Raw genomic sequence first — 22,409 nt, forward strand, 5'->3', positions numbered from 1 at the left:
TCTAGATATGTTGCAATTCTTTAACCGCTGTTCACAAGGACGCGGCGCCTGGCTGCTGATGGCCCTGACAGCGTTGGTGTTGGAACTGGTCGCGCTCTATTTCCAGCACGTTATGCTGCTGCAGCCGTGCGTGATGTGCATTTACGAGCGTTGCGCGCTATTCGGCATCCTCGGCGCCTCGTTGGTAGGCGCTATCGCGCCGAAAACCCCGCTGCGCTACGCGGCGATCTTGCTGTGGATCTACAGCGCCTGGGAAGGCGTACAGCTGGCGTGGAAGCACACCATGATCCAGTTGCATCCTTCGCCATTCAATACCTGCGATTTCTTTGTCAGCTTCCCGTCCTGGCTGCCGCTGGACAAATGGCTGCCGGCGGTGTTCCACGCTTCCGGTGACTGTTCCGTGCGTCAATGGCAGTTCCTGACGCTGGAAATGCCACAATGGCTGGTTGGTATCTTCGGCGCCTATCTGCTGGTGGCGCTGATTGTACTGATCGCACAGTTTGTCCGCCCACGCCGCCGCGATCTGTTCGGCCGCTGAACGGCAGACAAACAAAAAACGGCGCCACCAGGCGCCGTTTTTTTAGGGTATTACTGTCAAATTCAGAGATAACCCCATTTCAGGTATGTGTAAGGAAGTAAACGAGCACGATTAGCGCTCCAGCTACGGCAAACAGACGGACCATTTTCATTGTTATGCTCTCGAACTTGCGGGAGAGCGGCCAAATTACCCAACTTATCGTTTAAAAAGAAGCATCCCGGCTCAGTTCAGCACGTAATTTACATAACATTAAACTTCTGCAATACCTGCGGCTAAAACCGGCCCTTCCTTTCAACCTTCGAGCATCAATAAATTACCGTTACTTATGAACGACTGCGCCTTTGTCACATTCAGAGCACAATATTTTGGTGAAGTTTACCCATAAAATCCTTATAGTATCGGCAACGTGAGTACTACCGATTTCCCTGGTGTTGTTGTGTGTCTTGCCCCTCATCTTTGCAGGGGCTTTTTTCCCCCTATCCCCCATCACGCAACCCCTTACCCGCCTTAAATAAATTGTTGGAATTTCCCTCTATCCGGCACCAAGCATCAACGCCATTCGCGCATTAAAGATTAAAATCGTTCGCGATGCTTTCCCTATGCTGAATGACGTGTTGACTTTCACCCTTTCTTCCTGTGAGCCAGGCTTTGGCTGACTACTGCACATCATATGACATCAAGGACACGATACTATGCCGGATACCACATTGCCCCCTTCGTCTCAGCGCCCGTTCCTGCGGCGCATGCTGCTCAAAGCAGGGAAAACATTCCTGCGCTGGAACGGCGATTTTCAGACTCGCCATTCGCTGATCTCCACCACACCGCGGATCGGTAATCATGAATTTAATTGGGTCACGGCGCTGGAAGCCCGTTGGCCTGCCATTCGCGAGGAGTTGGATCGGTTGCTGGAGCACCCGGAGGATATCCCCGCGTTCCACCAAATATCACCGGATCAGCAACGCATCTCCAAAGGGGATAATTGGAAAACCTTCGGGCTGTTTGTCTACGGGCAGCGGGTTGATGAGAACTGCGCCATTTGCCCGCAGACCGCACAGGCGGTCAGCGAGATCCCCGGCATGCGCACCGCCATGTTTTCGATCCTTAAGCCGCACTATCACATCGTCCCCCACAAAGGCCCGACTCGTGCCGTGGTGCGCGCGCATTTGGGATTAATCGTGCCAAAGGATCGGGAAAAGCTCTGGATCCGCGTTGACGACCAAATTCTGCACTGGGATGAAGGCAAGGTGATTTTGTTTGATGATTCCTACGAACACGAGGTTCGCAATGATACCGACGAACTGCGCGCTGTGCTGTTTCTCGATATCGACCGGCCAATGGACAAAGTAGGTACGGCGGTGAATAAACTGCTGTTCAGCCTGATCAAGGCCAGCCCGTATGTGAAGCAGCCGCTGAAAAATCTGGCTAACTGGCATCGCCGCGACAAAAAAGCGTGAAATGGCGGCTTATGCCATGAGCCCCACACCCGTTGGTTAGCTCAATAACGCAGAGGGCGGCATGTCTGAACACGCCGCCCTCTTGCATGAAAACGCGTATTGCTCTGCAGGCGCCCGCCTTTATCTGGCCCAGTCCGGCTTGTTAAGGATATGGTCCTGCCAGTCCACCACCTCGCTTTCACGCACCGCGATATGCCGCACCGTAATGCGCTCGCCGTGCATTGCCGCCTTGGAACCGCTCAGCAGCGGATGCCAGGGGAACAGCGGCTTGCCTTCACCGATCAGGCGATAGGCGCAGGTCGGTGGCAACCACTCAAAGGTGGTGAGGTTCTCGCGCGTCAGTTTGATGCAGTCTTCTTCCAGCTCGAAGCGCCGCTCATAGTTACGGCATTGGCAGGATTTGATGTTGAGCTGGTTGCAGGCTACGTTGGTAAAATAAATCTCGTCGGTATCTTCGTCGATCAGCTTATTCAAACAGCATTGCCCGCACCCGTCGCACAGCGATTCCCACTCTTGTTCTGACATTTCCGCCAGCGTTTTCTGTTGCCAAAAAGCGAGTTGTGACATGTTAGCGTCCGGTTTCGGTAAATGGATAAGTCACCTGCGCACAGGTTCGAGGGGGGACTATATAGACATTTTAGCCACAAGATGCAAGCTTTGCCGCCGACACCGCCGGCGGCAAGGAGAAATCAGATCACCCGGGTGCTGAGCGTTTTGCCGTTCAGGCTGATTTTCAGCATGTCGCCGGAAGCCATCGGGCCCACGCCCTGCGGCGTGCCGGTCAGGATGATGTCGCCGGCGCGCAGCGTGAAGAAACGGCTCATATAGCTGATTAGCGGCAGGATCGGCGTGATCATGTCGCGCGTATTGCCCTGCTGGCGCAGTTGATCGTTGACGGTCAACGACAGCTCGGCGTTTTGCGGATCGCCGAATTCCGCCACCGGAATAAACCCCGACATCGGGCAGGAACCGTCGAAGGCCTTGGCCTTTTCCCACGGTTGGCCGGCTTTTTTAAAGCCCGCCTGCAAATCGCGCAACGTCAGATCGAGCGCCACACCGTAGCCGGCGATCGCCCGCGCAACGCGGTCTTCGTTGGCCTGTTTCAACGGCGTGCCGATCAGTACCGCCAGCTCCACCTCATGATGCACCGCACCGAACTCTTTGGGGATGGCCACCGGCTGACGAATATCGCACAGCGCCGTTTCCGGTTTGATGAATACCACCGGCTCGACGGAAACCGCGCTGCCCATTTCCTTGATGTGATCGGCATAGTTACTGCCGACGCAAACCACCTTGTTCACCGGGAAATCGAGCAGCGAACCCTGCCAGTCTCTATGTTGATACATACCGCTTCTCCCAAACTGTAGAGGCTTGGCGCGCCAAGCCGATTATTGGTGTGCCGGATCAATGTCCGATCGCGTCCGCCATCATACCCACGGCGATAGCGAAATAGTAAGAGCGATTCCAGTGCATGAGGGTGCGGAAATTATCATAGACCAGGAACGTCCGGCCCTGCAGATCATCCGGCGCAATGATCCAACCGCGCTGAACGGCATGCGGCAACGCACTGCCATCCGCACGACGTACCCCGCGTTGTTGCCAGGCGTTGACGCTGCGCGCTTGCGCGTCTTTCAACCCCAGCTCGGCCCGATTGAAACCGGCGGGCAGTTTGACCTCACGCCCCCAGCCGATGCCGGGCTGCCAGCCCTCTTTGGACAAATAACTGGCCGTAGACGCGAAGACATCATCAATGTTGTTCCAGATATCGATGCGCCCGTCACCGTCACCGTCCGCCGCATAGCGCAGGAAAGAGCTCGGCATAAACTGGCATTGCCCCATCGCGCCGGCCCAGGAACCTTTCAGCGGTGTATCGCCGACGTGCCCCTGCTCGACTATCTGCAGTGCCGCCATCAGCTCCTGGCTGAAAAAGGCTTCGCGGCGCCCTTCAAACGCCAGCGTCGCCAGCGCGGACACCACATCTTCCCGCCCCTGAATCTTGCCGTAGGCGCTCTCCATGCCCCACAGCGCGATGATATAGCGCCCCGGCACCCGGTAGCGCTCGCCGGCGCGCGTCCATTGCGCGTGGCGCTGCCGGTACAGTTCGCGCCCCTGGCGCACTTTAACGGGCGTCATCACCCGCCGCAGATAGTCGTCCAGGGTTACCTTCTGCTCCGGCTGATTGCGATCGGCCTTGATCACCCGATCGACGAAATGGATTTGCGCAAAGGCGCGGTCGAGGGTGGCCTGACTGATGCCCTGCTCCCGCGCCCGGCGCTTGAGCTGTTCGACATACGCCGGGAACTGCGCCGGATCCCGGCCGCTCGTCGCCAGCGTCGTCTCCTGCGCCGCCTGCGCTGCGCCCGGCATCAGCACCCCGCCCAACGTCAGCCAGGCGGCCAATACAATTCTTCTTGCCGAAGGTGTCATCGCGCCTCCCCTGGCCGTGGCCACTGTCTCAGGCCTTGTCGCCCGCCAGATGCTGGTTGAGCAGGTTTTCTACCGGCGGCGGGAACTGCAGGTAATAGCCTTCGTCTTTCAACGCCTGCTTCACCTTTTCGATATCCGCCGAGGCCAATTTCTTGCGCTCATCGAGCGACAGCATCATGGCGAATTGCGGTACACCGAAACTTTTCAGCAGCGCTTCCGGCACACGAGAGAAATCGTCTTTTTTTTCGACATAAAGATAAGTTTGATCGCGTTTCGGGCTTCTATAGATCACACAAAGCATTTTTTTAACTCTATTTAATTGAGGGAGCGTCTTGCCTGGATATAACTCTGACTATAACATGCTTATAGTACATCGGAATATCGCACCCCGAGTGGTATTCCGGGGATTTAAAGTTGCTGAGACTGAGTCAGGATAGATGTCACAATCGCCAATTGAGCTAAAAGGCAGCAGTTTTACCCTATCGGTTGTTCATTTGCATAATTCACAGCCCGAGGTAATACGTCAGGCGTTACAGGAAAAAGTTGAGCAAGCGCCCGCTTTTCTGAAAAACGCCCCTGTTGTTATCAACGTCGCAACGCTGGAAGGCGATGCGAACTGGAAAGAACTTCAACAGGCTGTCGCGGCAGCAGGCCTGCGCGTTGTGGGTATCAGCGGTTGCAGAGATGAGCGTCAAAAGCGCGCGATAGCCCGTGCCGGGCTGCCGCTGCTGAGCGAAGGCAAAGGCCAGAAGATGGCTGCGCCGGAGCCTGCACCTGCGCCCGTGGTGGCGGATAACGCCCCCGCCAAAACGCGCATCATCAGTACGCCTGTCCGTTCCGGCCAACAGATTTACGCCCGCAACTGCGATCTTATCGTGACCAGCAGCGTCAGCGCCGGCGCCGAATTGATTGCCGATGGCAATATTCATGTCTACGGCATGATGCGCGGTCGCGCACTGGCAGGCGCGTCAGGCGACACGCAATGTCAGATTTTTTGCACCCACCTGGCGGCTGAGCTAGTCTCTATCGCAGGGCAGTACTGGTTGAGCGACCAAATCCCGTCCGATTACGTCGGGCAGGCCGTACGACTCAGCCTGTTGGATAACGCTTTAACCATACAACCTTTAAATTAAGCCCTTTTGACAAGGAATCCATTTCATGGCACGCATTATTGTTGTTACATCGGGTAAAGGGGGCGTTGGCAAGACCACTTCGAGCGCGGCCATCGCTACCGGCCTGGCCCAGAAAGGCAAGAAAACCGTCGTGATCGATTTCGATATCGGCCTGCGTAATCTTGACCTGATTATGGGCTGCGAACGTCGGGTAGTGTATGATTTCGTGAACGTGATTCAGGGCGATGCCACGCTGAATCAGGCGTTGATCAAAGACAAACGCACTGAAAACCTCTATATCCTGCCGGCTTCGCAGACGCGCGACAAAGACGCGTTGACCCGCGAAGGCGTTGAAAAAATCCTCAACGATCTCGGCGAGATGGATTTTGACTTCGTGGTGTGCGATTCACCGGCCGGTATCGAAACCGGTGCGCTGATGGCGCTGTATTTCGCCGACGAAGCTATCATCACCACCAACCCGGAAGTGTCTTCGGTACGCGACTCTGACCGTATCCTGGGTATCCTCTCTTCCAAGTCACGCCGCGCCGAGAAAGGCGAATCGCCAATCAAGGAACACCTGCTGCTGACCCGTTACAACCCGGGCCGCGTCAGCCGTGGCGACATGCTGAGCATGGAAGACGTGCTTGAAATTCTGCGCATTCCGCTGGTGGGTGTGATCCCGGAAGACCAGTCCGTGCTGCGCGCTTCCAACCAGGGTGAGCCTGTCATTCTGGATGCCGAGTCAGACGCCGGTAAGGCGTACGACGATACCGTTTGCCGCTTGTTGGGGGAAGAACGCCCATTCCGCTTCATTGAAGAAGAGAAGAAGGGTTTCCTGAAACGCCTTTTTGGGGGATAAACCATGGCCTTATTAGACTTCTTTCTGTCCCGCAAAAAACAGACAGCCAATATAGCCAAGGAACGGCTGCAGATTATCGTCGCAGAGCGTCGTCGCGGGGACAGTGAGCCCCCGTATCTGCCTGATCTGAAACGCGATATTCTGGCGGTTATTTGCAAATACATTCAGATCGATCCTGAAATGCTGCATGTGCAGTTCGAGCAGAAAGGGGACGATATTTCGGTACTTGAACTTAACGTGACATTACCGGAATCGGAAGAAGCAGCTAAATGATTGCGACGCATTAATTACCCCCTGTATATTTTATGCAGGGGGTAACTGTATGTGTATCCAGTTATTAAGCATTATCGGCAGCAAAAAATTGATTTTTCCCTTTGGGACAATTCCCAATTAACTTTGCCGCCACCTCGTTTAAAGTAAATTCTGGCCAGATTTACCTTCAACGCATTATTTCCTGCCTATATTCACCCGAGCAGAGTTTCCCTACCCTGCCCTGGTGATAACCAGCGATTAATAATCTTTCAGGATGTCCTGCAACGGCGCCATTAATAAATCGCCGCGCCAGCCGCTGATTAATTCAGGGCGACTCTCGCCGTCCTTCAGTTTCCAATGCCAGTTCAACAATTGGTTAATTTGGCGACGGGATGCCAGCAGCTCGCTGCTCAACCCGCTTTGCTCGCTGACGGTAGCGATAGCGGCCTTGATGTCCTTAAACACCTTCTTGTAGCCCGGCTGATCGATAAGGTTAGCCAACGGCGCGGGCAACTCGGACTCCTCCAGCGCTTCGGCTTCGGCCACCAGCGCCAGCAGCGTTTTGCCGTGATAACGGATCTCCGGCCCGCTCAGCCCCAGAGAATCCAGTTCTCCCAGCGAAGACGGCATATAGCGCGCCACCTGCCATAGGTTCTCCTCACGCACCACGAAGTTCACCGCCAGATCGCGCTCACGCGCCTGGCGCAACCGCCATTCTGCCAACTTCTGCAAACAGCCGAGCTGACGCGGGCGCAGCTGCCAGGCATTGCTGATTTCGCGATAGGCCACTTCCGGCGCCAGCGTCTCGCTACGGCGTTGGCACAGCAGCAGGCACTCGTTATGGGCCGCAGCGGTCCAGCCGGCCTCTTCGGTCTCCTGCACCAGCTGTTTGGCCATCGGCAGCAGGTAGAACACGTCGGCGGCCGCATACACGCACTGTCTTTCGGTCAGCGGGCGCGCCAGCCAGTCGGTACGCGACTCGCTCTTGTCCAGTTCAACCTTCATGTACTCCGCCACCAGCGTCGCAAAACCGCAGGAGAGCGGCCGACCGGTAAAGGCCGCCAGGATCTGGGTGTCGATCATCGGCGTCGGCAGCGTTTTAAAGGCGTTGAGAAACACTTCAAGATCTTCACTGCCGGCATGCAGGAACTTCACCACGGCGGTGTCGGCCAGCAGGTCGACAAACGGCTGCCATTGCTTGATCGGCAGAGGATCGATGAGGGAGAGTTGTTCACCGTCGTAGAGCTGGATCAGGCCCAGCTGAGGATAGTAGGTGCGCGTTCTGACAAACTCGGTGTCCAGCGCAATCTGGGCATGCTTTCTCGCCTGCTCGCAGACCTGCTGCAATCCGGCATCGGTAGTGATCAACTGATAATTCAAAACATCATTCTCTTGTAGGATTCAAACACAACAACGCCGGCATTCACCGGCGTTGTTGATAGTCAGACGCGAAAGCGACACCTAGGCGGCATCGGCCGGCTTCGGCGTTTTTAGCTCATCGCGCAGTTCTCGCCGCAAAATCTTGCCGACGTTCGACTTCGGCAGTTCATCGCGGAACTCAACAATTTTAGGCACTTTATACCCGGTCAGGTGGCGACGGCAATGGGTCAACAGCTCTTCCTTGGTCAGCGAGGCGTCTTTCTTCACCACGCAGATCTTCACCGTTTCACCGGAGGCCTCGCTGGGCACGCCGATTGCCGCACATTCCAGCACTTTCGGGTGCTGGCTGACCACATCTTCAATCTCGTTCGGATACACGTTGAAACCCGAGACCAGGATCATGTCTTTCTTGCGGTCGACGATGCGCACAAATCCCTGATCGTCCACGGTCACCACATCGCCGGTCGCCAGCCAGCCATCTTTAAGCACTTCATCGGTGGCTTCCGGACGCTGCCAATAGCCTAACATAACTTGCGGCCCTTTGACCCACAGTTCGCCCGGTTCGCCCGGCGGCACGTCATGGCCGTTGTCGTCCACCAACCGAATGTCCGTCGACGGCACCGGCAGGCCGATGCTGCCGCTGTAGTGTTTCAGATCGTAAGGGTTACCGGCCACCAGCGGCGCGCACTCGGTCAGACCATAGCCTTCCAGCAGGTGTTTACCGGTGGTTTTCTCCCACTTCTCGGCCACCGCTTTTTGCACCGACATACCGCCGCCGACCGAGAAACGCAGCGTAGAGAAATCGAGTTTGTGGAACTCTTCGTTGTTCAGCAACGCGTTGAACAGCGTATTCACCCCGCTCATGGCGGTGAACGGATATTTACCCAGCTCCTTCACTAGCCCCGGAATATCGCGCGGGTTGGTGATCAGCAAATTGCGCCCGCCCAGATCGATAAACAGCAGGCAGTTCACCGTCAGCGCGAAAATGTGGTATAGCGGCAACGCCGTCACCACCAGTTCCTGCCCTTCACGGAACAGCGGGGAATAAGCGGCCTTGGCCTGCTCAAGGTTGGCCTGCATGTTACGGTGCGTCAGCATCGCGCCCTTCGCCACGCCGGTGGTACCGCCGGTGTATTGCAGGAAAGCCAAATCGCTATTAATGATGTCCGGTTTTACATATTGCAGACGGCGGCCGCGTTGCAGCGCGCTGCGGAATGAAATGGCGTCCGGCAGGTTGTATTTGGGCACCAGGCGCTTGACGTATTTGACCACGAAGTTAACCAGCGTGCCTTTGGCGGCCGAAAGCTGGTCGCCCATGCGCGTCAGGATCACGTGTTTGACCTGGGTGTTGAACACCACTTTTTCCAGCGTATGGGCAAAGTTGGAAACGATAACGATGGCGCTGGCGCCGCTGTCGTTCAACTGGTGCTCCAGCTCGCGCGGGGTATACAACGGGTTGACGTTGACCACCACCATGCCGGCACGCAGAATGCCGAACAGAGCGATGGGGTATTGCAACAGGTTAGGCATCATCAGCGCGACACGGTCGCCCTTCTTCAGGCCCAGTTCATTTTGCAGGTAAGCCGCGAAAGCCCGGCTGCGTTCTTCCAGTTTGCGGAAGGTCATCACCTCGCCCATGTTGATAAAGGCGGGCTGATCGGCATAACGCTGCACGGCATGCTCAAACATTTCGATCAACGACGAATAGCGATCGGCATCAATCTCTGCGGGCACATCTGCCGGATACCGTTTTAACCAGACCTTATCCAAGGTATTACTCCTGAAATCATTACTAATTATCATCGCAGCCCTCAAACTCGCAGCCTAACCATAACAATATTTTAACTCAGCAGACCAGTTCGGGTTTTAAACATTATTCAGGTTGCGATGTACGTCACTAATTGTCGGATATTCCCTATCCCAAAAAGCAAAAGGGCGGCCTGAGCCGCCCTGTCAAATATGTTCACATCAAGCGTATGCTACTCGGTTACGATGGTTTGCACCTGTGCCGGACCGGGGTTGTACCAGCCATAGCCTGCGCCCCAGCCGGGCCCCCACGGACCACCGCGCCAGCCCCAAGGGCCCATCGGCGCAGGCGGCATCACCACCTGCTGCACCAGATGCCAGCGCTTGAAACCGGTCACGTTCATCGTTACGAAACGATATGGCGTCATGCCGATCCGCCCCTCTTTCAGGCCGGTGATAGGGCCGACGACGGTCACCAGTTGGCCTTTGAAATCGACCGGTTCGAGGAAGCCGTTCACCGTGGCCAGCAAGCGGCCGTTCGACGGTTCACCCAGTATCGGCCGCGCACCGCTGTCGAGCGGCACCGCCGCGATCTCCAGCAGCGTACGCCCTTGTTCGTTGGCGACGTTCACCACAGTGCCGCCGAAGCGGGCTTCCGCGCCAGTAAACAGGTTCGGTGCATTTTGTACCGAGGAAAGCTGAGTCACCGGCGAAGGGCTGGAGCCTTTGATCGCATCCGGTACGGTGACGCACCCGGTCAGAACCAGCGCGCCGCAGGCGACGGCCAGCAGCGACAGCTTTTTACTTGCAGTGCGGATTAACATGGTCGCAATCTCCTGAAATGCCTGTAACTTTGACCGCGTTTCGTCGTTCAAGTTGCAGGCCTTCATCGCCCGGCATCAACAACAGCACAATACGCCGCGATTACTCGCGGCCCGGCAGTTTTTTCCAGGTGACTTCATTGCGCAGATAGGTCGGCTCGGCGTTTTCCACCGCCACCGCCAACCCCTGTTGCCAGGCGTGCAGCGCCAGCGGCAGCATGTCTTGCGCCTGCGGCAGCAGCATTTGGCCGTCACGCACGCTCAGCGTAGAACCGTTGACCAGGTCGGGATAGGTTTGCCAGCCGGTGCCGACGTGGGCCCATTCGCCCTGCAGACGCTGTGCACGCTCGAGCGCCTGCGCCGGCGACAGCACCGCCTCGCCTTCGCTTTCCAACCAGCTGCCGTCCACTTGGCGTTCGAACTGCCCCCAGTAGACTTCCCCCATGCGCGCATCGATCGCTGCCAGCACGCGCGCCGCGCCGCTGACGCGCCAGGCGCCCTGCGCCATGGTTTGCAGCGTGGAAATGCCAATCATCGGCAAATCGGCGCCCAGCGCCAGGCCCTGAGCAATGCCGATGCCGATGCGCACCCCGGTAAAACTGCCGGGGCCGCGGCCGAAGGCCAGCGCATCGAGCTGGTTGAGCGCCAGACCGGATTCCGCCAGCACCTGCTGCACCATAGGTAAAATTCGTTGCGTATGCTCGCGTGGGCACAGCTCAAACAGGGCGTGGATTTCGCCTTGATTCCAGACGGCGACGGAACAGGCTTCCGTCGCGGTATCGATCGCTAAAATTCGCGTGGACATGCCAACCTCTGGCGGGAATAAAACTGGTTTTTTCATACAGGGCGCGCATTGTAGCACAGCCCCGTAAGCCCTTCATCTTTCACGTGGCCGACGTATCGGCGGCCTGCAGGAAGGCGATGGCCTGTTTCAGATCGCGGGTACGCGGCGTAGGCGGCAGGCTATTGAGGAACACCTCGCCATAAGGGCGCATCACCAGACGGTTATCGCAAATCACCAGCACGCCACGGTCGTCGGTATCGCGGATCAAACGGCCCACCCCCTGTTTCAGGGTGATGACCGCATCCGGTAACTGTACGTCATTGAACGGATCGCCGCCGCGCAGGCGGCAATCTTCAATGCGCGCCTTCAGCAGCGGATCGTCCGGTGAAGTAAACGGCAGCTTATCGATGATGACACACGACAGCGCATCGCCACGCACGTCCACCCCTTCCCAGAAGCTGCTGGTCGCCACCAACAGCGCGTTACCGGCGGCGACGAACTGCGCCAACAGCTGCCCTTTGCTGGTTTCCCCTTGCAATAAGACCGGCAGCGTCATCGTGGCGCGGAACTCTTCCGCCAGCTCGCGCATCATCTGGTGCGATGTGCACAAGAAGAAGCAGCGGCCGTTGTTGGCTTCGATTAATGGGCGCAGCATGCGCGCCAGCTGGCGCGCCCCGCCGGGCTGATTCGGCGAAGGCAAAAAGCGCGGCACGCACAGCAACGCCTGTTTGGCATAGTCGAACGGGCTCGGCAACAGCAGCGTTTTGGCCTTGGTCAGCCCCAGCCGTTCGGTGAAGTGGCCCAACTGATCGTTGACCGACAGCGTGGCCGAGGTAAAGATCCAGCTGCCCGGCTTCTCGTCCAGCATTTCGCGGAAACGATCGGCTACCGTCAGCGGCGTCAGCGCCAGCACGAAGTGGCGCGAATTGCACTCATACCAATAGCTGTAGCCCGGTTCCGTTACCGCCTTGAGGCGTTTGAGACGCGCGCGGTACAGCGTGGCGCGCTCAAAGGCGGCGTCCAGCAGCGCCGAACGCCCCAGCGACAGCTTCATCACGTCATAACACAGCTCCAGCGCGTCATCGAGCAGCAACAGAGCGCGCTGCACGTTGGGTTCGCCGAGCACGTCACGCAGATTACCGCGGAACCCCGGTTCTCCCAGATTCAGACGGAAATCTTGCGTGCTCAGGCTGAGACGGTCGGCGCTCTTTTGCAGCTGAGCGGCATCGCGCACCTCGGTGCGGTAGGCGATGGTGATGTCCTTCGCCAGATCCAGCAGCTGGCGGCTGGTGAGCTGCTGGCCGAAATACTGGCTGGCGATGTCGGGGATTTGGTGCGCCTCGTCGAAAATCATCACCTCGGCTTCTGGGATCAGCTCGGCGAAACCGCCCTCTTTCACCACCATATCCGCCAGGAACAGGTGATGGTTTACCACCACCACATCTGCATCCATCGCGCGGCGGCGCGCCTTGACCACGAAGCAATCCTGATACAACGGGCAGTCGCTGCCCAGACAGTTGTCATTGGTGCTGGTCACCAATGGCCAGACGAAGCTGTCCTCCGCCACTTCGCTACAGGTGCTGATATCACCCTCTTTGGTCTGCGACGACCACTTGCGCAGCTGCACCAAATCGATCAGCGTCTGCCCCGCCAGCTCCCCGCCGGCCATCGACTGTTGCTCAAGACGCTCCAGACACAGGTAGTTGGAGCGCCCCTTCAGCAGAGCCAGCTTGCCTTTGTACTTCAACGCCTTGGCGACGGTGGGCAGATCGCGCGCATACAGCTGATCCTGCAGCGCTTTCGAACCGGTGGAGATGATCACTTTGCGATCGGCACGCAGCGCCGGCGCCAGATAAGCGAAGGTTTTGCCGGTGCCGGTGCCGGCTTCCACCACCAGTTCCTGCTTGAAATTGATCGCTTCGGTAACGGCTTGCGCCATCTGCCGCTGCGGCTCACGCGGTTTGAATCCCTTGATAGCCTGCGCCAATGCGCCGTCTGTTGCAAAATCGTCTGTCACGCTGTCTCTCTGCCGGTGTCATTCAGCGGTGATTATGCCAAGCCTGCCGCCCGGCTACCACCCACTTTATCGCCGCGCTTTTTTATCACCGGCTGTGCTACCCTTAGCGCGACTATGATATGGAGATAAGCAAATGAATATCGAAAGAATTGATCCCGATCAGCGCTGGTCCGAAGCCGTAGTGCACAACGAGACCGTTTACTACACCAGCGTGCCGGAGAACCTGGACGACGACGCGACCGCGCAGACCGCCAACGCCCTCGCCGCCATCGACGTGCTGCTGGAACGCGTAGGGTCGGACAAAAGCCGTATTCTGGATGCCACCATTTTCCTGGCCAACAGCGCCGACTTCGCCGCGATGAACGCCGCCTGGGACGCCTGGGTGGTCGCCGGCAGCGCGCCGGTGCGCTGCACGGTGCAGGCGCAGCTGATGAATCCGAAGTACAAGGTGGAAATCAAAATCATCGCCGCGCTGTAAGCCTGAGCGCAGACGAAAAAAAACCGCAGACGGCGACGCCTGCGGTTTTTTATTGCCCGCTATCAAGACAGTTTAAGGATCACCATCCCCGTCAGCAACAGCGCCAGGCCAATCCAGCCTTTGGCGTTCAACCGCTGGCCGAACATGATCCAGCCTGCGGCGATGGTGGCGGCGATACCGAAACCGCCCCACAACGCGTAAGCGATCGACAGATCGATACCCTTAACCGCCTGCGCCAGGGCGCTGAACGCACCGAGCACTGACAGCAGCGACAGCAATCCCAGCCAAATTTTACGGAAGCCGTCCGACATCTTCAGGAAGATGTTGGCGATAATTTCCAGCACGATGGCCAGCCCCAGGAACCCAATGTGGTACAACTCAAACTGTTGCATGGTTGTCACCTCGCGGGCTGACCTGTTTTCGCTCTTTGCGGGTACCGGATTTCACCAACATGATGCCGGCGATCAGCGTAGCCAAGCCCAGCACCTTCAGCGCCGAGATCGGCTCGTCGAACCACAGCACGCTGAACAGGGTAATGAACAGAATGCCGATGCCTTCCCACAGCGCATAGGCCACGCCGAGCGCCACGCGTTTTATCGCTACCGACAACAATACATAAGACGCGGTGATCATCACGTACATCACGATATGCCCGATCATGCCGCCATTGACGCTAGCGTATTTCATCGACAAGGTGCCGATGATTTCGGTCATGATGGCCAAACCTAAAAAGATCCAATAAATCATAATTTTTCTCCCAAACGGCGAATAACGCGCGCCAAGGCATATTTATCCCGATTTATCTCGTCGGACGGCCGCAATGCGGCGCGCAAGACGCAGAGATCCCTGGGGATAAACTGACCCAAACGCAAAAAGAATGTTTGCCCGGCTGAACGGTAATGCGAAGGCCTAAGCCCGCTACCAGCACCGGTTAAGGGAGAAAGACGCTATAGCTCGCTGCACCAGTGATGCTCACTGGCAAGGATCGCAGACAGGAAGAGTTGGCACGTAGAGGTTCTGAGGGTAGTTCCGTTAATAGTCATCATAATAGTTCTCTATTATCAGCCGCACACCGTGCGATTTGCCCAATATCCTCATAAAAGTAAAATTTTCAACTGGGATATTTTTACCACAGCCAAAATTAGAAAGCAAACTGCCGTTTTCATAAAAAAGCAGAAAAAAACGGGTTAAAAATAAGAAAGTTAATCGCGATAAAAATTAAAAAAGGCCCAACGGAGCGTTGAGCCTTGCGATATCCGCGGGTGAGCAAATAAGCGCCACCCCCAGGCCTGGCGCGGGTTACAACGCGGCGCCACTGACCGCGCTGCGCGCCAGTTCAGTGATGCGCGCATAGTCGCCGCTTTCGAGCGCATCGGCCGGCACCAACCAGGAGCCGCCGATGCACAATACGCTTTTTAGCGCCAGATAATCGCGGTAATTGTTCGGCGTAATGCCGCCGGTCGGGCAAAAGCGCACCTGCGGGAACGGGCCACCGATCGCCTGCAGCGCCTTCACGCCGCCGTTGGCTTCCGCCGGGAAGAATTTGAATTCGCGCAGGCCGTAATCCATGCCCAGCATCAGTTCAGATACGGTGCTGATGCCCGGGATCAGCGGGATTGACCCCGCCGTCGCCGCCTGCAGCAAAGCGTCGGTCAGCCCCGGGCTGATGGCGAACTGCGCCCCCGCCTCGGTCACCTCCCGCAGCTGCTGCGGATTGATCACCGTACCGGCGCCGATGATCGCCTCCGGCACCTCTTTGGCGATAGCGCGGATAGCCTCCAGCCCGCAGGCGGTGCGCAGCGTCACCTCCAATACCCGCACGCCGCCGGCAACCAACGCTTTCGCCAGCGGCACCGCCTGCTCCAACTTGTTGATCACGATAACAGGCACCACCGGCCCTGCCGTCAGGATCTGCTCGGCGCTGGTTTTCCAGTTTTTCATCGTTATTTCTCCATGACTCGCGGTTAACAATGGCACGCCCCTGCCACAGGGCTCCGCGCAAGCGCGCGAACGTCCGGCCGTACCGTAAGTGATGTGGCCCACGCGCAGATCGCAGGCAAAAAAAAGCCGGCAGACAGGCTGCCGGCATTGCGCATTATTCGAACTCGTTCCAGGAACGGCCGTCGCGGGTGATCATTGCCACCGAGGCCACCGGCCCCCAGGTGCCCGCCTGATAAGGTTTAGGCGCCTCGTTGTCGGCTTTCCATGCATCCATGATGGAGTCGACCCACTTCCAGGCCTCTTCCACTTCATCGCGGCGCACGAACAGCGCCTGAATGCCTCGCATGGTCTCCAGCAGCAGGCGCTCGTAGGCGTCCGCCACGTGCTCCTGGTTGAAGGTTTCCGAGAAGCTCAGGTCCAGCTTGGTGGTCTGCAGACGGTGCTTGTGATCCAGCCCCGGCACCTTGTTCAGTACCTGAATTTCGATGCCTTCGTCCGGTTGCAGACGGATGGTCAGCTTGTTCTGCGGCAGCTGCTGGTACGAATCGCTGAACAGGTTAAGCGGCGGGTTTTTGAAGTACACCACCACTTCCGAACATTTGGTCGGCAGGCGTTTACCGGTACGCAGGTAGAACGGCACCCCGGCCCACTGCCAGTTGTCGATATCCACGCGGATGGAGACGAAGGTTTCGGTGCTGCTGCTCTTGTTCGCGCCTTCCTCTTCCAGATACCCCGGCACTTTCTTGCCCTGGACGAAACCGGCGGTGTACTGCCCGCGCACGGTGGTTTCCCGTACATTGGTCTGATCGATGCGGCGCAGCGAGCGCAGTACCTTCACCTTCTCGTCGCGGATACGGTCGGTCGTCAGGTCCGCCGGCGGCGACATGGCGATCATGGTCAGGATCTGCAGCAGGTGGTTCTGGATCATGTCGCGCATCTGGCCGGCCTGGTCGAAGTAACCCCAGCGCCCTTCGATGCCCACCTCTTCCGCCACGGTGATCTGCACCGAATCGATGGTGCGGTTATCCCAGTTGGATGCGAACAGCGAGTTGGCGAAACGCAGCGCCAACAGGTTCAGCACCGTCTCTTTGCCGAGATAGTGGTCGATGCGGTAGACCTGGGACTCGTTGAAGAACTCCGCCACCTGATCGTTGATCACGCGGGAGGACGCCAGATCGGTGCCCAACGGTTTCTCCATCACCACGCGCGCCGGCTCATGGTTCAGCTTGGCTTCGCCCAACCCTTTGCAGATGGCGCCAAAGGTGCTTGGCGGCATGGCGAAGTAGTTGATGGTGGTGCGGTGTTTCTGATCCAGCATTTTACCCAGTTTGGTAAAGTTCTTGCTGTCGTTGACGTCCAGGTTGCAGAAGTCCAGGCGTGCGCTCAGCGTGGCCCAGAGTTCGTCATCCAATTTTTCCTTCATGAAGGTGCCAAGCGCTTCCTTGACCACTTCGGTATACGCTTTTTTATCCCACTCCGCGCGGCCGACGCCGATAATCCGCGTATCCGGGTGGATGTGTCCGGCTTTCTCTAACTGGTACAGGGAAGGCAGCAGCTTACGGCGCGCCAAATCACCTTTCGCGCCGAAAATAACCAGGTCACACGCCTGGGCTGTAGAGGTTACCGCCATGTTCATCTCCTCGTTGCAGGATATTTGTAATTTTCTTACATTACTAATGTACTCTGTTTGACTACGGCCAGCAAACCCGGTGCAGAAGCAGGAAAAAAGACCTCAAGATTCCAGCGGTAGCGCCAATGCGCGCCAGAGCCCGCACAGGCGGGCAAAACTGTAATTTTTCGTCTTTTTTGACGCTCTGTTACCATTATGAAAGTTAGACACAGGTCATATTCTGGTGAAAAAAGCCTGCATACGCCCTGTCGAGACTGCCAACGGTTACCAGCACGTAGTATATTTTCACTAAACCGGCATTGATTTCTCCTTTGTTTGAAATCGACATACCCTATCGATTCCAGGTTACAGCCGCTCGTTTGGCGTCTGCGTGCACGGCGAACACGGGCGAAATTCGGCGCTGTTGCTTGAAAGCCACAGGGATAAAACCATGAGTGACTCTCGTTATATGAATACGCTGGACAAAATCCAGAACCATCTGGAACGCCTGAGCAAATCTGAAAGGAAAGTCGCCGAGGTGATCCTGGCCTCCCCACAGACCGCCATTCACTCCAGCATTGCCACGCTGGCGCGCATGGCCGACGTCAGCGAACCTACCGTCAACCGTTTTTGCCGCCGCCTTGATACCAAAGGCTTTCCCGATTTCAAACTGCATCTCGCCCAAAGCCTGGCCAACGGCACGCCCTACGTAAACCGTAACGTTGAGGAAGACGACAGCGTCGATTCCTATACCAGCAAGATCTTCGAATCGGTCATGGCCAGCCTGGATACAGTAAAGGCAAATTTGGATATTGCCGCAATCAATCGTGCGGTTGACCTGCTCACCCAGGCAAAAAAGATCTCTTTCTTCGGCCTGGGTGCCTCCGCGGCGGTGGCGCACGACGCGATGAACAAATTTTTCCGCTTCAACATTCCGGTGGTCTACTTCGATGACATCGTCATGCAACGCATGAGCTGCATGAACTCCGGCGAGGGCGACGTGGTGGTGCTGATCTCACACACCGGTCGCACCAAAAATCTGGTGGAGATGGCTCACCTGGCGCGGGAGAACGACGCCACGGTACTGGCTATCACCTCGCGCGACACCCCGCTCGCCCAAGCGGCGACCCTCGCGTTGCTGCTCGATGTGCCCGAAGACACCGACGTTTACATGCCGATGGTGTCGCGGATCGCGCAATTAACGCTCATTGACGTGCTTGCCACCGGATTTACCTTGCGCCGAGGGGCTAAATTCAGAGATAACTTGAAGCGGGTCAAAGAAGCGCTCAAAGAATCGCGCTTTGATAAAGGCGTGGTCATTCCCAACAGTTTTGATTCGTGACCCGACGAAGAAAAAAATCGCCGTTCAACAGACATTTGAATGACGGCATCAGAGGCGGTACCCTGTTAACATGCTCATGCGGGTAACCCGGGTGAAATATCAGTGTTGTAAAATTACATTTCACGCCTGGTTTCGTTATCCGACGTTATCGCAACACCAATATTTGCTTCACCAGTCAACGGAGTAATACATGTCCAGACGGCTCAGAAGAACCAAAATCGTTACCACCCTGGGTCCGGCTACAGACCGCGACAATAATCTGGAAAAGATCATTGCCGCCGGTGCCAACGTAGTTCGGCTTAACTTCTCCCACGGCAGCCCGGAAGATCACCAGGCTCGCGCAGACAAAGTGCGCGAAATCGCGGCCAAACTGGGACGTCACGTCGCTATCCTCGGCGATCTGCAAGGGCCGAAAATCCGCGTATCCACCTTCAAGGAAGGCAAAATCTTCCTCAACGTGGGTGATAAATTCCTGCTGGACGCCAACCTGTCAAAAGGCGAAGGCGATAAAGAAAAAGTCGGTATCGACTATAAAGGCCTGCCTGCCGACGTCGTGCCGGGCGATGTCCTGCTGCTTGACGACGGCCGCGTTCAGTTAAAAGTGCTCGAAGTTCAGGGCATGAAAGTGTTTACCGAAGTGACCGTCGGCGGCCCGCTGTCCAACAACAAGGGCATCAACAAGCTAGGCGGTGGCCTGTCAGCCGAAGCGCTGACCGAAAAAGACAAGGCGGACATCGTGACCGCCGCCAAGATTGGCGTCGACTATCTGGCGGTCTCCTTCCCGCGTACCGGTGAAGACCTGAACTATGCCCGCCGCCTGGCGCGCGATGCGGGCTGCAACGCCAAGATCGTGTCCAAGGTTGAGCGCGCCGAAGCGGTTTGCACCGACGAAGCGATGGACGACATTATTCTGGCCTCCGACGTGGTGATGGTTGCCCGTGGCGACCTCGGCGTCGAAATCGGCGATCCGGAACTGGTCGGCATTCAGAAGAAACTGATCCGCCGCGCCCGCACCCTGAACCGCGCGGTGATCACCGCGACCCAGATGATGGAGTCAATGATCACCAACCCGATGCCGACCCGCGCCGAAGTCATGGACGTGGCCAACGCCGTGCTGGACGGCACCGACGCCGTCATGCTGTCGGCGGAAACCGCTGCTGGCCAATACCCGGCGGAAACCGTGGCGGCGATGGCGCGCGTTTGTCTGGGCGCCGAGAAGATCCCGAGCATCAACGTTTCCAAACACCGTTTGGACGTGCAGTTCGACAATATCGAAGAGGCGATCGCCATGTCTTCGATGTATGCGGCCAACCACCTGAAAGGCGTCACCGCGCTGATCGCCATGACTGAGTCCGGCCGCACCGCGCTGATGATGTCACGCATCAGCTCCGGCCTGCCGATCTTCGCCATGTCGCGTCATGAGCACACGCTGAACCTGACTGCGCTGTATCGCGGCGTGACGCCGGTATATTTCGACAGCCACAAAGACGGCGTGATCGCCGCCAATGAAGCCGTCAATCGCCTGCGTGACAAAGGCTTCCTGGTCTCCGGCGATCTGGTGATCGTCACCCAGGGCGACGTGATGGAAACCGTCGGTACCACCAATACCAGCCGTATCCTGCGCGTCGAGTAATTCACGCCGCAGACGAAATGCCGGCCGGCTCACGTTGGCCGGCATTTTTTTGCGCTGACATCGCCATAAACGACGGAGAACGCCATGCTCCACCAACACAACCCCGCAGCGAGCGCTGATGAGCTCGATCTCGACGGCCGTAGCCTGACGCAGCTCGACGAATCGCAGCTTGCCGGCCGCGCGCTGCGCAAGGTCAGCCTGTACGACAATCAGCTGACGGCCTTCCCCACCCCAATCTTCCGGCACCAGAATCTGCAGGTGCTGAATATCTCCTGCAATCAGCTCGACCGTCTGCCGCCGGAGATTGGTCAGTTGCAACAGCTCGAGATGTTCGACTTTGGCCACAATCGCGCGAGCGAACTGCCTGAAGCGTTGGGGCAACTGCACCGGCTGAAATACCTCTATCTGAGCGATAACGGTTTTAGCGACCTGCCCCATTCGCTGGCACAGCTGCAGCAGCTCATCTATCTCAACGCGACCGATAACCAACTGACCGCCTTGCCGCAGGCAATACCGAGGCTGGCGGCGTTGCAGGAGCTGCGTTTATACAACAATCGCATCCGCAGCCTGCCCGCCGAAATCGGGCAGCTGCGCGCGCTGCGCGAACTGCATATCATGAAAAATGCCCTGACCACGCTGCCGGCGGAAATGGCTCTGCTCGGTGAGTTGGAGATACTCGACGCGGCCAACAATGCTATCACCGAACTGCCGGCAGCCTTCTGCCACCTGCCGCGATTGAGCGAGCTGAACCTGCGTTTCAATCAACTGACGCGCCTGCCGGAAAATATCGGTGAGCTGACGGCGCTGAGAAGTCTGGATCTGCGCGCCAACCGCCTGAGCGAGCTGCCGGAAAGCCTCGGCGAACTGAGCCGGCTGCGCAAGCTGGATCTGCGCTGGAATGATTTCACCCGCACGCCTAAAGTCATCGACATCCTGCGAGCGCGCGGCTGTATGGTGCACATCTGAAGTGATACCGGCCGGGTTATAGCCCGACCGGCGTTAACGTTAGGAAGGATTAGCGATACAGATCGTCGCGCGAGTAAGGCTCAATCTCCCCTTCCTTGCGCGTCTTCAACAGTTTTAGGATCCAGGTGTACTGCTCAGGGTTCGGGCCCACCAGGTTTTCCACTTCTTCATTCATGCGGCGCGCAATCCGTGGGTCATCGGCTTCGGCCAGATCGTCCATGGGCTCGCGAATATAAATATCCAGCATGCTGGTTTTGCCATCGTACACCGGGAACAAAGGCACGATCGCCGCACGACACACTTTCATCAACCGGCCTACCGCCGGCAGCGTCGCCTTATAGGTCGCGAAGAAATCGACGAACTCACTGTGCTCGGCGCCGTGATCCTGATCGGGCAGGTAGTAGCCCCAGTACCCCTGCCGTACCGAACTGATAAACGGTTTGATGCCGTCGTTGCGCGCGTGCATGCGGCCGCCGAATTTACGACGCACGGCATTCCACAGGTAGTCGATCAGCTGATTGCGCTGGTTGTGGAACATCGCCGCCATCGGTTGGCCGCGCGCAGCCATCAGCATCGCTGGCACATCCACCGCCCAGCCGTGAGGCACCAGGAAAATCACGTTACGCCCTTCCGCCCGGATCTTGTCCAGCACCTCTTCACCGTGCCAACGCACGCGCTTTAGCACTTTCTCCGGCTTGGTGCAGGCCAGTTCCGCCATCAGCACCATCGACTGCGGCGCGCAGGCGAACATCTGGTCGATAATGTGCTCGCGTTCGCTTTCAGGCAGCTCAGGCAAGCAATACAGCAGGTTGATGCGGGCACGACGGCGCGCGCCCTTCGCCAGCTTGCCGGCCAGTTTGCCGACCGCACCCAGCACCGGATCGCGCAGGCGCGCAGGCACCAGCGAAATGCCGGCCATCAGACCGGTTCCCAACCACACGCCCCAGTAGCGCGGATATAAAAAGGCTTTTTGAAACTGCGGGATGAACTCTACGTTCGATTTCTTCTCGTTTTGCATGCACGTGCTCTTCGCTTAGCGATTCGGCTAAT

Annotated in this window: 23 protein-coding genes; 9 read left to right on the plus strand and 14 right to left on the minus strand. The window is 57.5% G+C overall.

The features are described 5' to 3' along the window. Positions 1-7 precede the first annotated feature (7 nt). Positions 8-538, plus strand: coding sequence for a disulfide bond formation protein DsbB (gene dsbB, locus ACMGGW_RS12420; RefSeq protein ID WP_004932277.1), 531 nt, complete (start codon positions 8-10; stop codon positions 536-538). A 692-nt stretch (positions 539-1,230) separates the two neighbouring features. Next, a complete protein-coding gene (locus ACMGGW_RS12425) occupies positions 1,231-1,992 on the plus strand; it encodes an aspartyl/asparaginyl beta-hydroxylase domain-containing protein (RefSeq protein ID WP_060447761.1) in 762 nt (253 codons plus the stop codon). Positions 1,993-2,112: 120 nt separating this feature from the next. Here the strand turns inward: ACMGGW_RS12425 and ACMGGW_RS12430 are convergent, their stop codons facing one another. The 4 genes from ACMGGW_RS12430 to ACMGGW_RS12445 all read right to left on the minus strand — a co-directional run bounded on the left by ACMGGW_RS12430 (position 2,113) and on the right by ACMGGW_RS12445 (position 4,720). Then, on the minus strand, positions 2,113-2,559 hold the full coding sequence (locus tag ACMGGW_RS12430; RefSeq protein ID WP_025303110.1) for a YcgN family cysteine cluster protein: 447 nt from the start codon (positions 2,557-2,559) through the stop codon (positions 2,113-2,115). 122 nt (positions 2,560-2,681) lie between these two features. Next, positions 2,682-3,338 (minus strand): fumarylacetoacetate hydrolase family protein, encoded by a 657-nt coding sequence (locus tag ACMGGW_RS12435; protein ID WP_004932286.1) that lies wholly within the window; start codon positions 3,336-3,338, stop codon positions 2,682-2,684. Between the two features lie 58 nt (positions 3,339-3,396). After that, positions 3,397-4,359 carry a lytic murein transglycosylase gene (locus ACMGGW_RS12440; protein ID WP_225735592.1) on the minus strand — a complete coding sequence of 321 codons (963 nt, stop codon included), beginning with the start codon at positions 4,357-4,359 and terminating at the stop codon, positions 3,397-3,399. 88 nt (positions 4,360-4,447) lie between these two features. Then, complete coding sequence (locus tag ACMGGW_RS12445) at positions 4,448-4,720, minus strand: YcgL domain-containing protein (RefSeq protein ID WP_025303112.1); 273 nt, start codon at positions 4,718-4,720, stop codon at positions 4,448-4,450. A gap of 136 nt (positions 4,721-4,856) precedes the next feature. On the opposite strand from ACMGGW_RS12445, the gene minC reads away from it, so the two are divergent. The 3 genes from minC to minE are packed head-to-tail and all read left to right on the plus strand — an operon-like array spanning position 4,857 to position 6,663. After that, the gene (minC, locus tag ACMGGW_RS12450) at positions 4,857-5,552 is read left to right on the plus strand and encodes a septum site-determining protein MinC (protein WP_025303113.1); all 696 of its coding nucleotides are present in this window, start codon (positions 4,857-4,859) and stop codon (positions 5,550-5,552) included. A 25-nt stretch (positions 5,553-5,577) separates the two neighbouring features. Beyond that, the gene (gene minD / locus ACMGGW_RS12455) at positions 5,578-6,390 is read left to right on the plus strand and encodes a septum site-determining protein MinD (RefSeq protein WP_016927452.1); all 813 of its coding nucleotides are present in this window, start codon (positions 5,578-5,580) and stop codon (positions 6,388-6,390) included. Positions 6,391-6,393: 3 nt separating this feature from the next. Continuing rightward, positions 6,394-6,663, plus strand: a complete 270-nt coding sequence (gene minE / locus ACMGGW_RS12460) for a cell division topological specificity factor MinE (RefSeq protein ID WP_004932303.1) — start codon at positions 6,394-6,396, stop codon at positions 6,661-6,663. Positions 6,664-6,900: 237 nt separating this feature from the next. Here the strand turns inward: minE and rnd are convergent, their stop codons facing one another. From rnd to ACMGGW_RS12485, 5 genes are all read right to left on the minus strand, one after another. Beyond that, a complete protein-coding gene (gene rnd / locus ACMGGW_RS12465) occupies positions 6,901-8,022 on the minus strand; it encodes a ribonuclease D (protein ID WP_025303114.1) in 1,122 nt (373 codons plus the stop codon). Between the two features lie 81 nt (positions 8,023-8,103). Then, positions 8,104-9,792 carry a long-chain-fatty-acid--CoA ligase FadD gene (gene fadD / locus ACMGGW_RS12470; protein ID WP_025303115.1) on the minus strand — a complete coding sequence of 563 codons (1,689 nt, stop codon included), beginning with the start codon at positions 9,790-9,792 and terminating at the stop codon, positions 8,104-8,106. Positions 9,793-10,001: 209 nt separating this feature from the next. Next, positions 10,002-10,592, minus strand: a complete 591-nt coding sequence (locus tag ACMGGW_RS12475; protein ID WP_021503867.1) for a Slp family lipoprotein — start codon at positions 10,590-10,592, stop codon at positions 10,002-10,004. Between the two features lie 100 nt (positions 10,593-10,692). Beyond that, positions 10,693-11,394: a tRNA (adenosine(37)-N6)-threonylcarbamoyltransferase complex dimerization subunit type 1 TsaB gene (gene tsaB, locus ACMGGW_RS12480; protein WP_025303116.1), complete on the minus strand. Its 702-nt coding sequence runs from the start codon at positions 11,392-11,394 to the stop codon at positions 10,693-10,695. A 79-nt stretch (positions 11,395-11,473) separates the two neighbouring features. Beyond that, a complete protein-coding gene (locus tag ACMGGW_RS12485; RefSeq protein WP_004932318.1) occupies positions 11,474-13,390 on the minus strand; it encodes an ATP-dependent DNA helicase in 1,917 nt (638 codons plus the stop codon). A 133-nt stretch (positions 13,391-13,523) separates the two neighbouring features. Between ACMGGW_RS12485 and ACMGGW_RS12490 the strand changes: the two genes are divergently transcribed. Then, the gene (locus ACMGGW_RS12490; RefSeq protein ID WP_025303117.1) at positions 13,524-13,868 is read left to right on the plus strand and encodes a RidA family protein; all 345 of its coding nucleotides are present in this window, start codon (positions 13,524-13,526) and stop codon (positions 13,866-13,868) included. A gap of 62 nt (positions 13,869-13,930) precedes the next feature. Here the strand turns inward: ACMGGW_RS12490 and mdtI are convergent, their stop codons facing one another. The 4 genes from mdtI to zwf all read right to left on the minus strand — a co-directional run bounded on the left by mdtI (position 13,931) and on the right by zwf (position 17,439). Further along, positions 13,931-14,260: a multidrug/spermidine efflux SMR transporter subunit MdtI gene (gene mdtI, locus ACMGGW_RS12495; protein ID WP_016927446.1), complete on the minus strand. Its 330-nt coding sequence runs from the start codon at positions 14,258-14,260 to the stop codon at positions 13,931-13,933. Beyond that, on the minus strand, positions 14,247-14,615 hold the full coding sequence (gene mdtJ, locus ACMGGW_RS12500; RefSeq protein ID WP_025303118.1) for a multidrug/spermidine efflux SMR transporter subunit MdtJ: 369 nt from the start codon (positions 14,613-14,615) through the stop codon (positions 14,247-14,249). The genes mdtI and mdtJ overlap by 14 nt, the downstream gene beginning before the upstream one ends. Positions 14,616-15,167: 552 nt before the next feature. After that, positions 15,168-15,809: a bifunctional 4-hydroxy-2-oxoglutarate aldolase/2-dehydro-3-deoxy-phosphogluconate aldolase gene (locus tag ACMGGW_RS12505; protein WP_025303119.1), complete on the minus strand. Its 642-nt coding sequence runs from the start codon at positions 15,807-15,809 to the stop codon at positions 15,168-15,170. Between the two features lie 154 nt (positions 15,810-15,963). Further along, a complete protein-coding gene (gene zwf, locus ACMGGW_RS12510) occupies positions 15,964-17,439 on the minus strand; it encodes a glucose-6-phosphate dehydrogenase (RefSeq protein ID WP_033643346.1) in 1,476 nt (491 codons plus the stop codon). 448 nt (positions 17,440-17,887) lie between these two features. On the opposite strand from zwf, the gene ACMGGW_RS12515 reads away from it, so the two are divergent. From ACMGGW_RS12515 to ACMGGW_RS12525, 3 genes are all read left to right on the plus strand, one after another. Next, on the plus strand, positions 17,888-18,760 hold the full coding sequence (locus ACMGGW_RS12515; RefSeq protein WP_025303120.1) for a MurR/RpiR family transcriptional regulator: 873 nt from the start codon (positions 17,888-17,890) through the stop codon (positions 18,758-18,760). Between the two features lie 190 nt (positions 18,761-18,950). Next, positions 18,951-20,393 carry a pyruvate kinase gene (gene pyk / locus ACMGGW_RS12520; RefSeq protein WP_004932339.1) on the plus strand — a complete coding sequence of 481 codons (1,443 nt, stop codon included), beginning with the start codon at positions 18,951-18,953 and terminating at the stop codon, positions 20,391-20,393. Between the two features lie 84 nt (positions 20,394-20,477). Next, positions 20,478-21,359: a leucine-rich repeat domain-containing protein gene (locus tag ACMGGW_RS12525; protein ID WP_049209180.1), complete on the plus strand. Its 882-nt coding sequence runs from the start codon at positions 20,478-20,480 to the stop codon at positions 21,357-21,359. A gap of 49 nt (positions 21,360-21,408) precedes the next feature. Here ACMGGW_RS12525 and lpxM read toward each other — a convergent pair whose 3' ends face one another. Then, positions 21,409-22,377, minus strand: coding sequence for a lauroyl-Kdo(2)-lipid IV(A) myristoyltransferase (gene lpxM, locus ACMGGW_RS12530; RefSeq protein WP_015378127.1), 969 nt, complete (start codon positions 22,375-22,377; stop codon positions 21,409-21,411). Positions 22,378-22,409 lie beyond the last annotated feature (32 nt).

Origin of the sequence: Serratia sp. BNK-4, assembly GCF_048685115.1 — a bacterium.
GTDB classification, from domain to species: domain Bacteria; phylum Pseudomonadota; class Gammaproteobacteria; order Enterobacterales; family Enterobacteriaceae; genus Serratia; species Serratia bockelmannii.

Coding starts and splice junctions, on each gene's coding strand:
- dsbB (WP_004932277.1), top strand. CDS start 8: ATGTTGCAATTCTTTAACCGCTGTTCACAAGGACGCGGCGCCTGGCTG.
- ACMGGW_RS12425 (WP_060447761.1), top strand. CDS start 1,231: ATGCCGGATACCACATTGCCCCCTTCGTCTCAGCGCCCGTTCCTGCGG.
- ACMGGW_RS12430 (WP_025303110.1), bottom strand. CDS start 2,559: ATGTCACAACTCGCTTTTTGGCAACAGAAAACGCTGGCGGAAATGTCA.
- ACMGGW_RS12435 (WP_004932286.1), bottom strand. CDS start 3,338: ATGTATCAACATAGAGACTGGCAGGGTTCGCTGCTCGATTTCCCGGTG.
- ACMGGW_RS12440 (WP_225735592.1), bottom strand. CDS start 4,359: ATGCCGGGCGCAGCGCAGGCGGCGCAGGAGACGACGCTGGCGACGAGC.
- ACMGGW_RS12445 (WP_025303112.1), bottom strand. CDS start 4,720: ATGCTTTGTGTGATCTATAGAAGCCCGAAACGCGATCAAACTTATCTT.
- minC (WP_025303113.1), top strand. CDS start 4,857: ATGTCACAATCGCCAATTGAGCTAAAAGGCAGCAGTTTTACCCTATCG.
- minD (WP_016927452.1), top strand. CDS start 5,578: ATGGCACGCATTATTGTTGTTACATCGGGTAAAGGGGGCGTTGGCAAG.
- minE (WP_004932303.1), top strand. CDS start 6,394: ATGGCCTTATTAGACTTCTTTCTGTCCCGCAAAAAACAGACAGCCAAT.
- ACMGGW_RS12475 (WP_021503867.1), bottom strand. CDS start 10,592: ATGTTAATCCGCACTGCAAGTAAAAAGCTGTCGCTGCTGGCCGTCGCC.
- tsaB (WP_025303116.1), bottom strand. CDS start 11,394: ATGTCCACGCGAATTTTAGCGATCGATACCGCGACGGAAGCCTGTTCC.
- ACMGGW_RS12490 (WP_025303117.1), top strand. CDS start 13,524: ATGAATATCGAAAGAATTGATCCCGATCAGCGCTGGTCCGAAGCCGTA.
- mdtI (WP_016927446.1), bottom strand. CDS start 14,260: ATGCAACAGTTTGAGTTGTACCACATTGGGTTCCTGGGGCTGGCCATC.
- mdtJ (WP_025303118.1), bottom strand. CDS start 14,615: ATGATTTATTGGATCTTTTTAGGTTTGGCCATCATGACCGAAATCATC.
- ACMGGW_RS12505 (WP_025303119.1), bottom strand. CDS start 15,809: ATGAAAAACTGGAAAACCAGCGCCGAGCAGATCCTGACGGCAGGGCCG.
- zwf (WP_033643346.1), bottom strand. CDS start 17,439: ATGGCGGTAACCTCTACAGCCCAGGCGTGTGACCTGGTTATTTTCGGC.
- ACMGGW_RS12515 (WP_025303120.1), top strand. CDS start 17,888: ATGAATACGCTGGACAAAATCCAGAACCATCTGGAACGCCTGAGCAAA.
- pyk (WP_004932339.1), top strand. CDS start 18,951: ATGTCCAGACGGCTCAGAAGAACCAAAATCGTTACCACCCTGGGTCCG.
- ACMGGW_RS12525 (WP_049209180.1), top strand. CDS start 20,478: ATGCTCCACCAACACAACCCCGCAGCGAGCGCTGATGAGCTCGATCTC.
- lpxM (WP_015378127.1), bottom strand. CDS start 22,377: ATGCAAAACGAGAAGAAATCGAACGTAGAGTTCATCCCGCAGTTTCAA.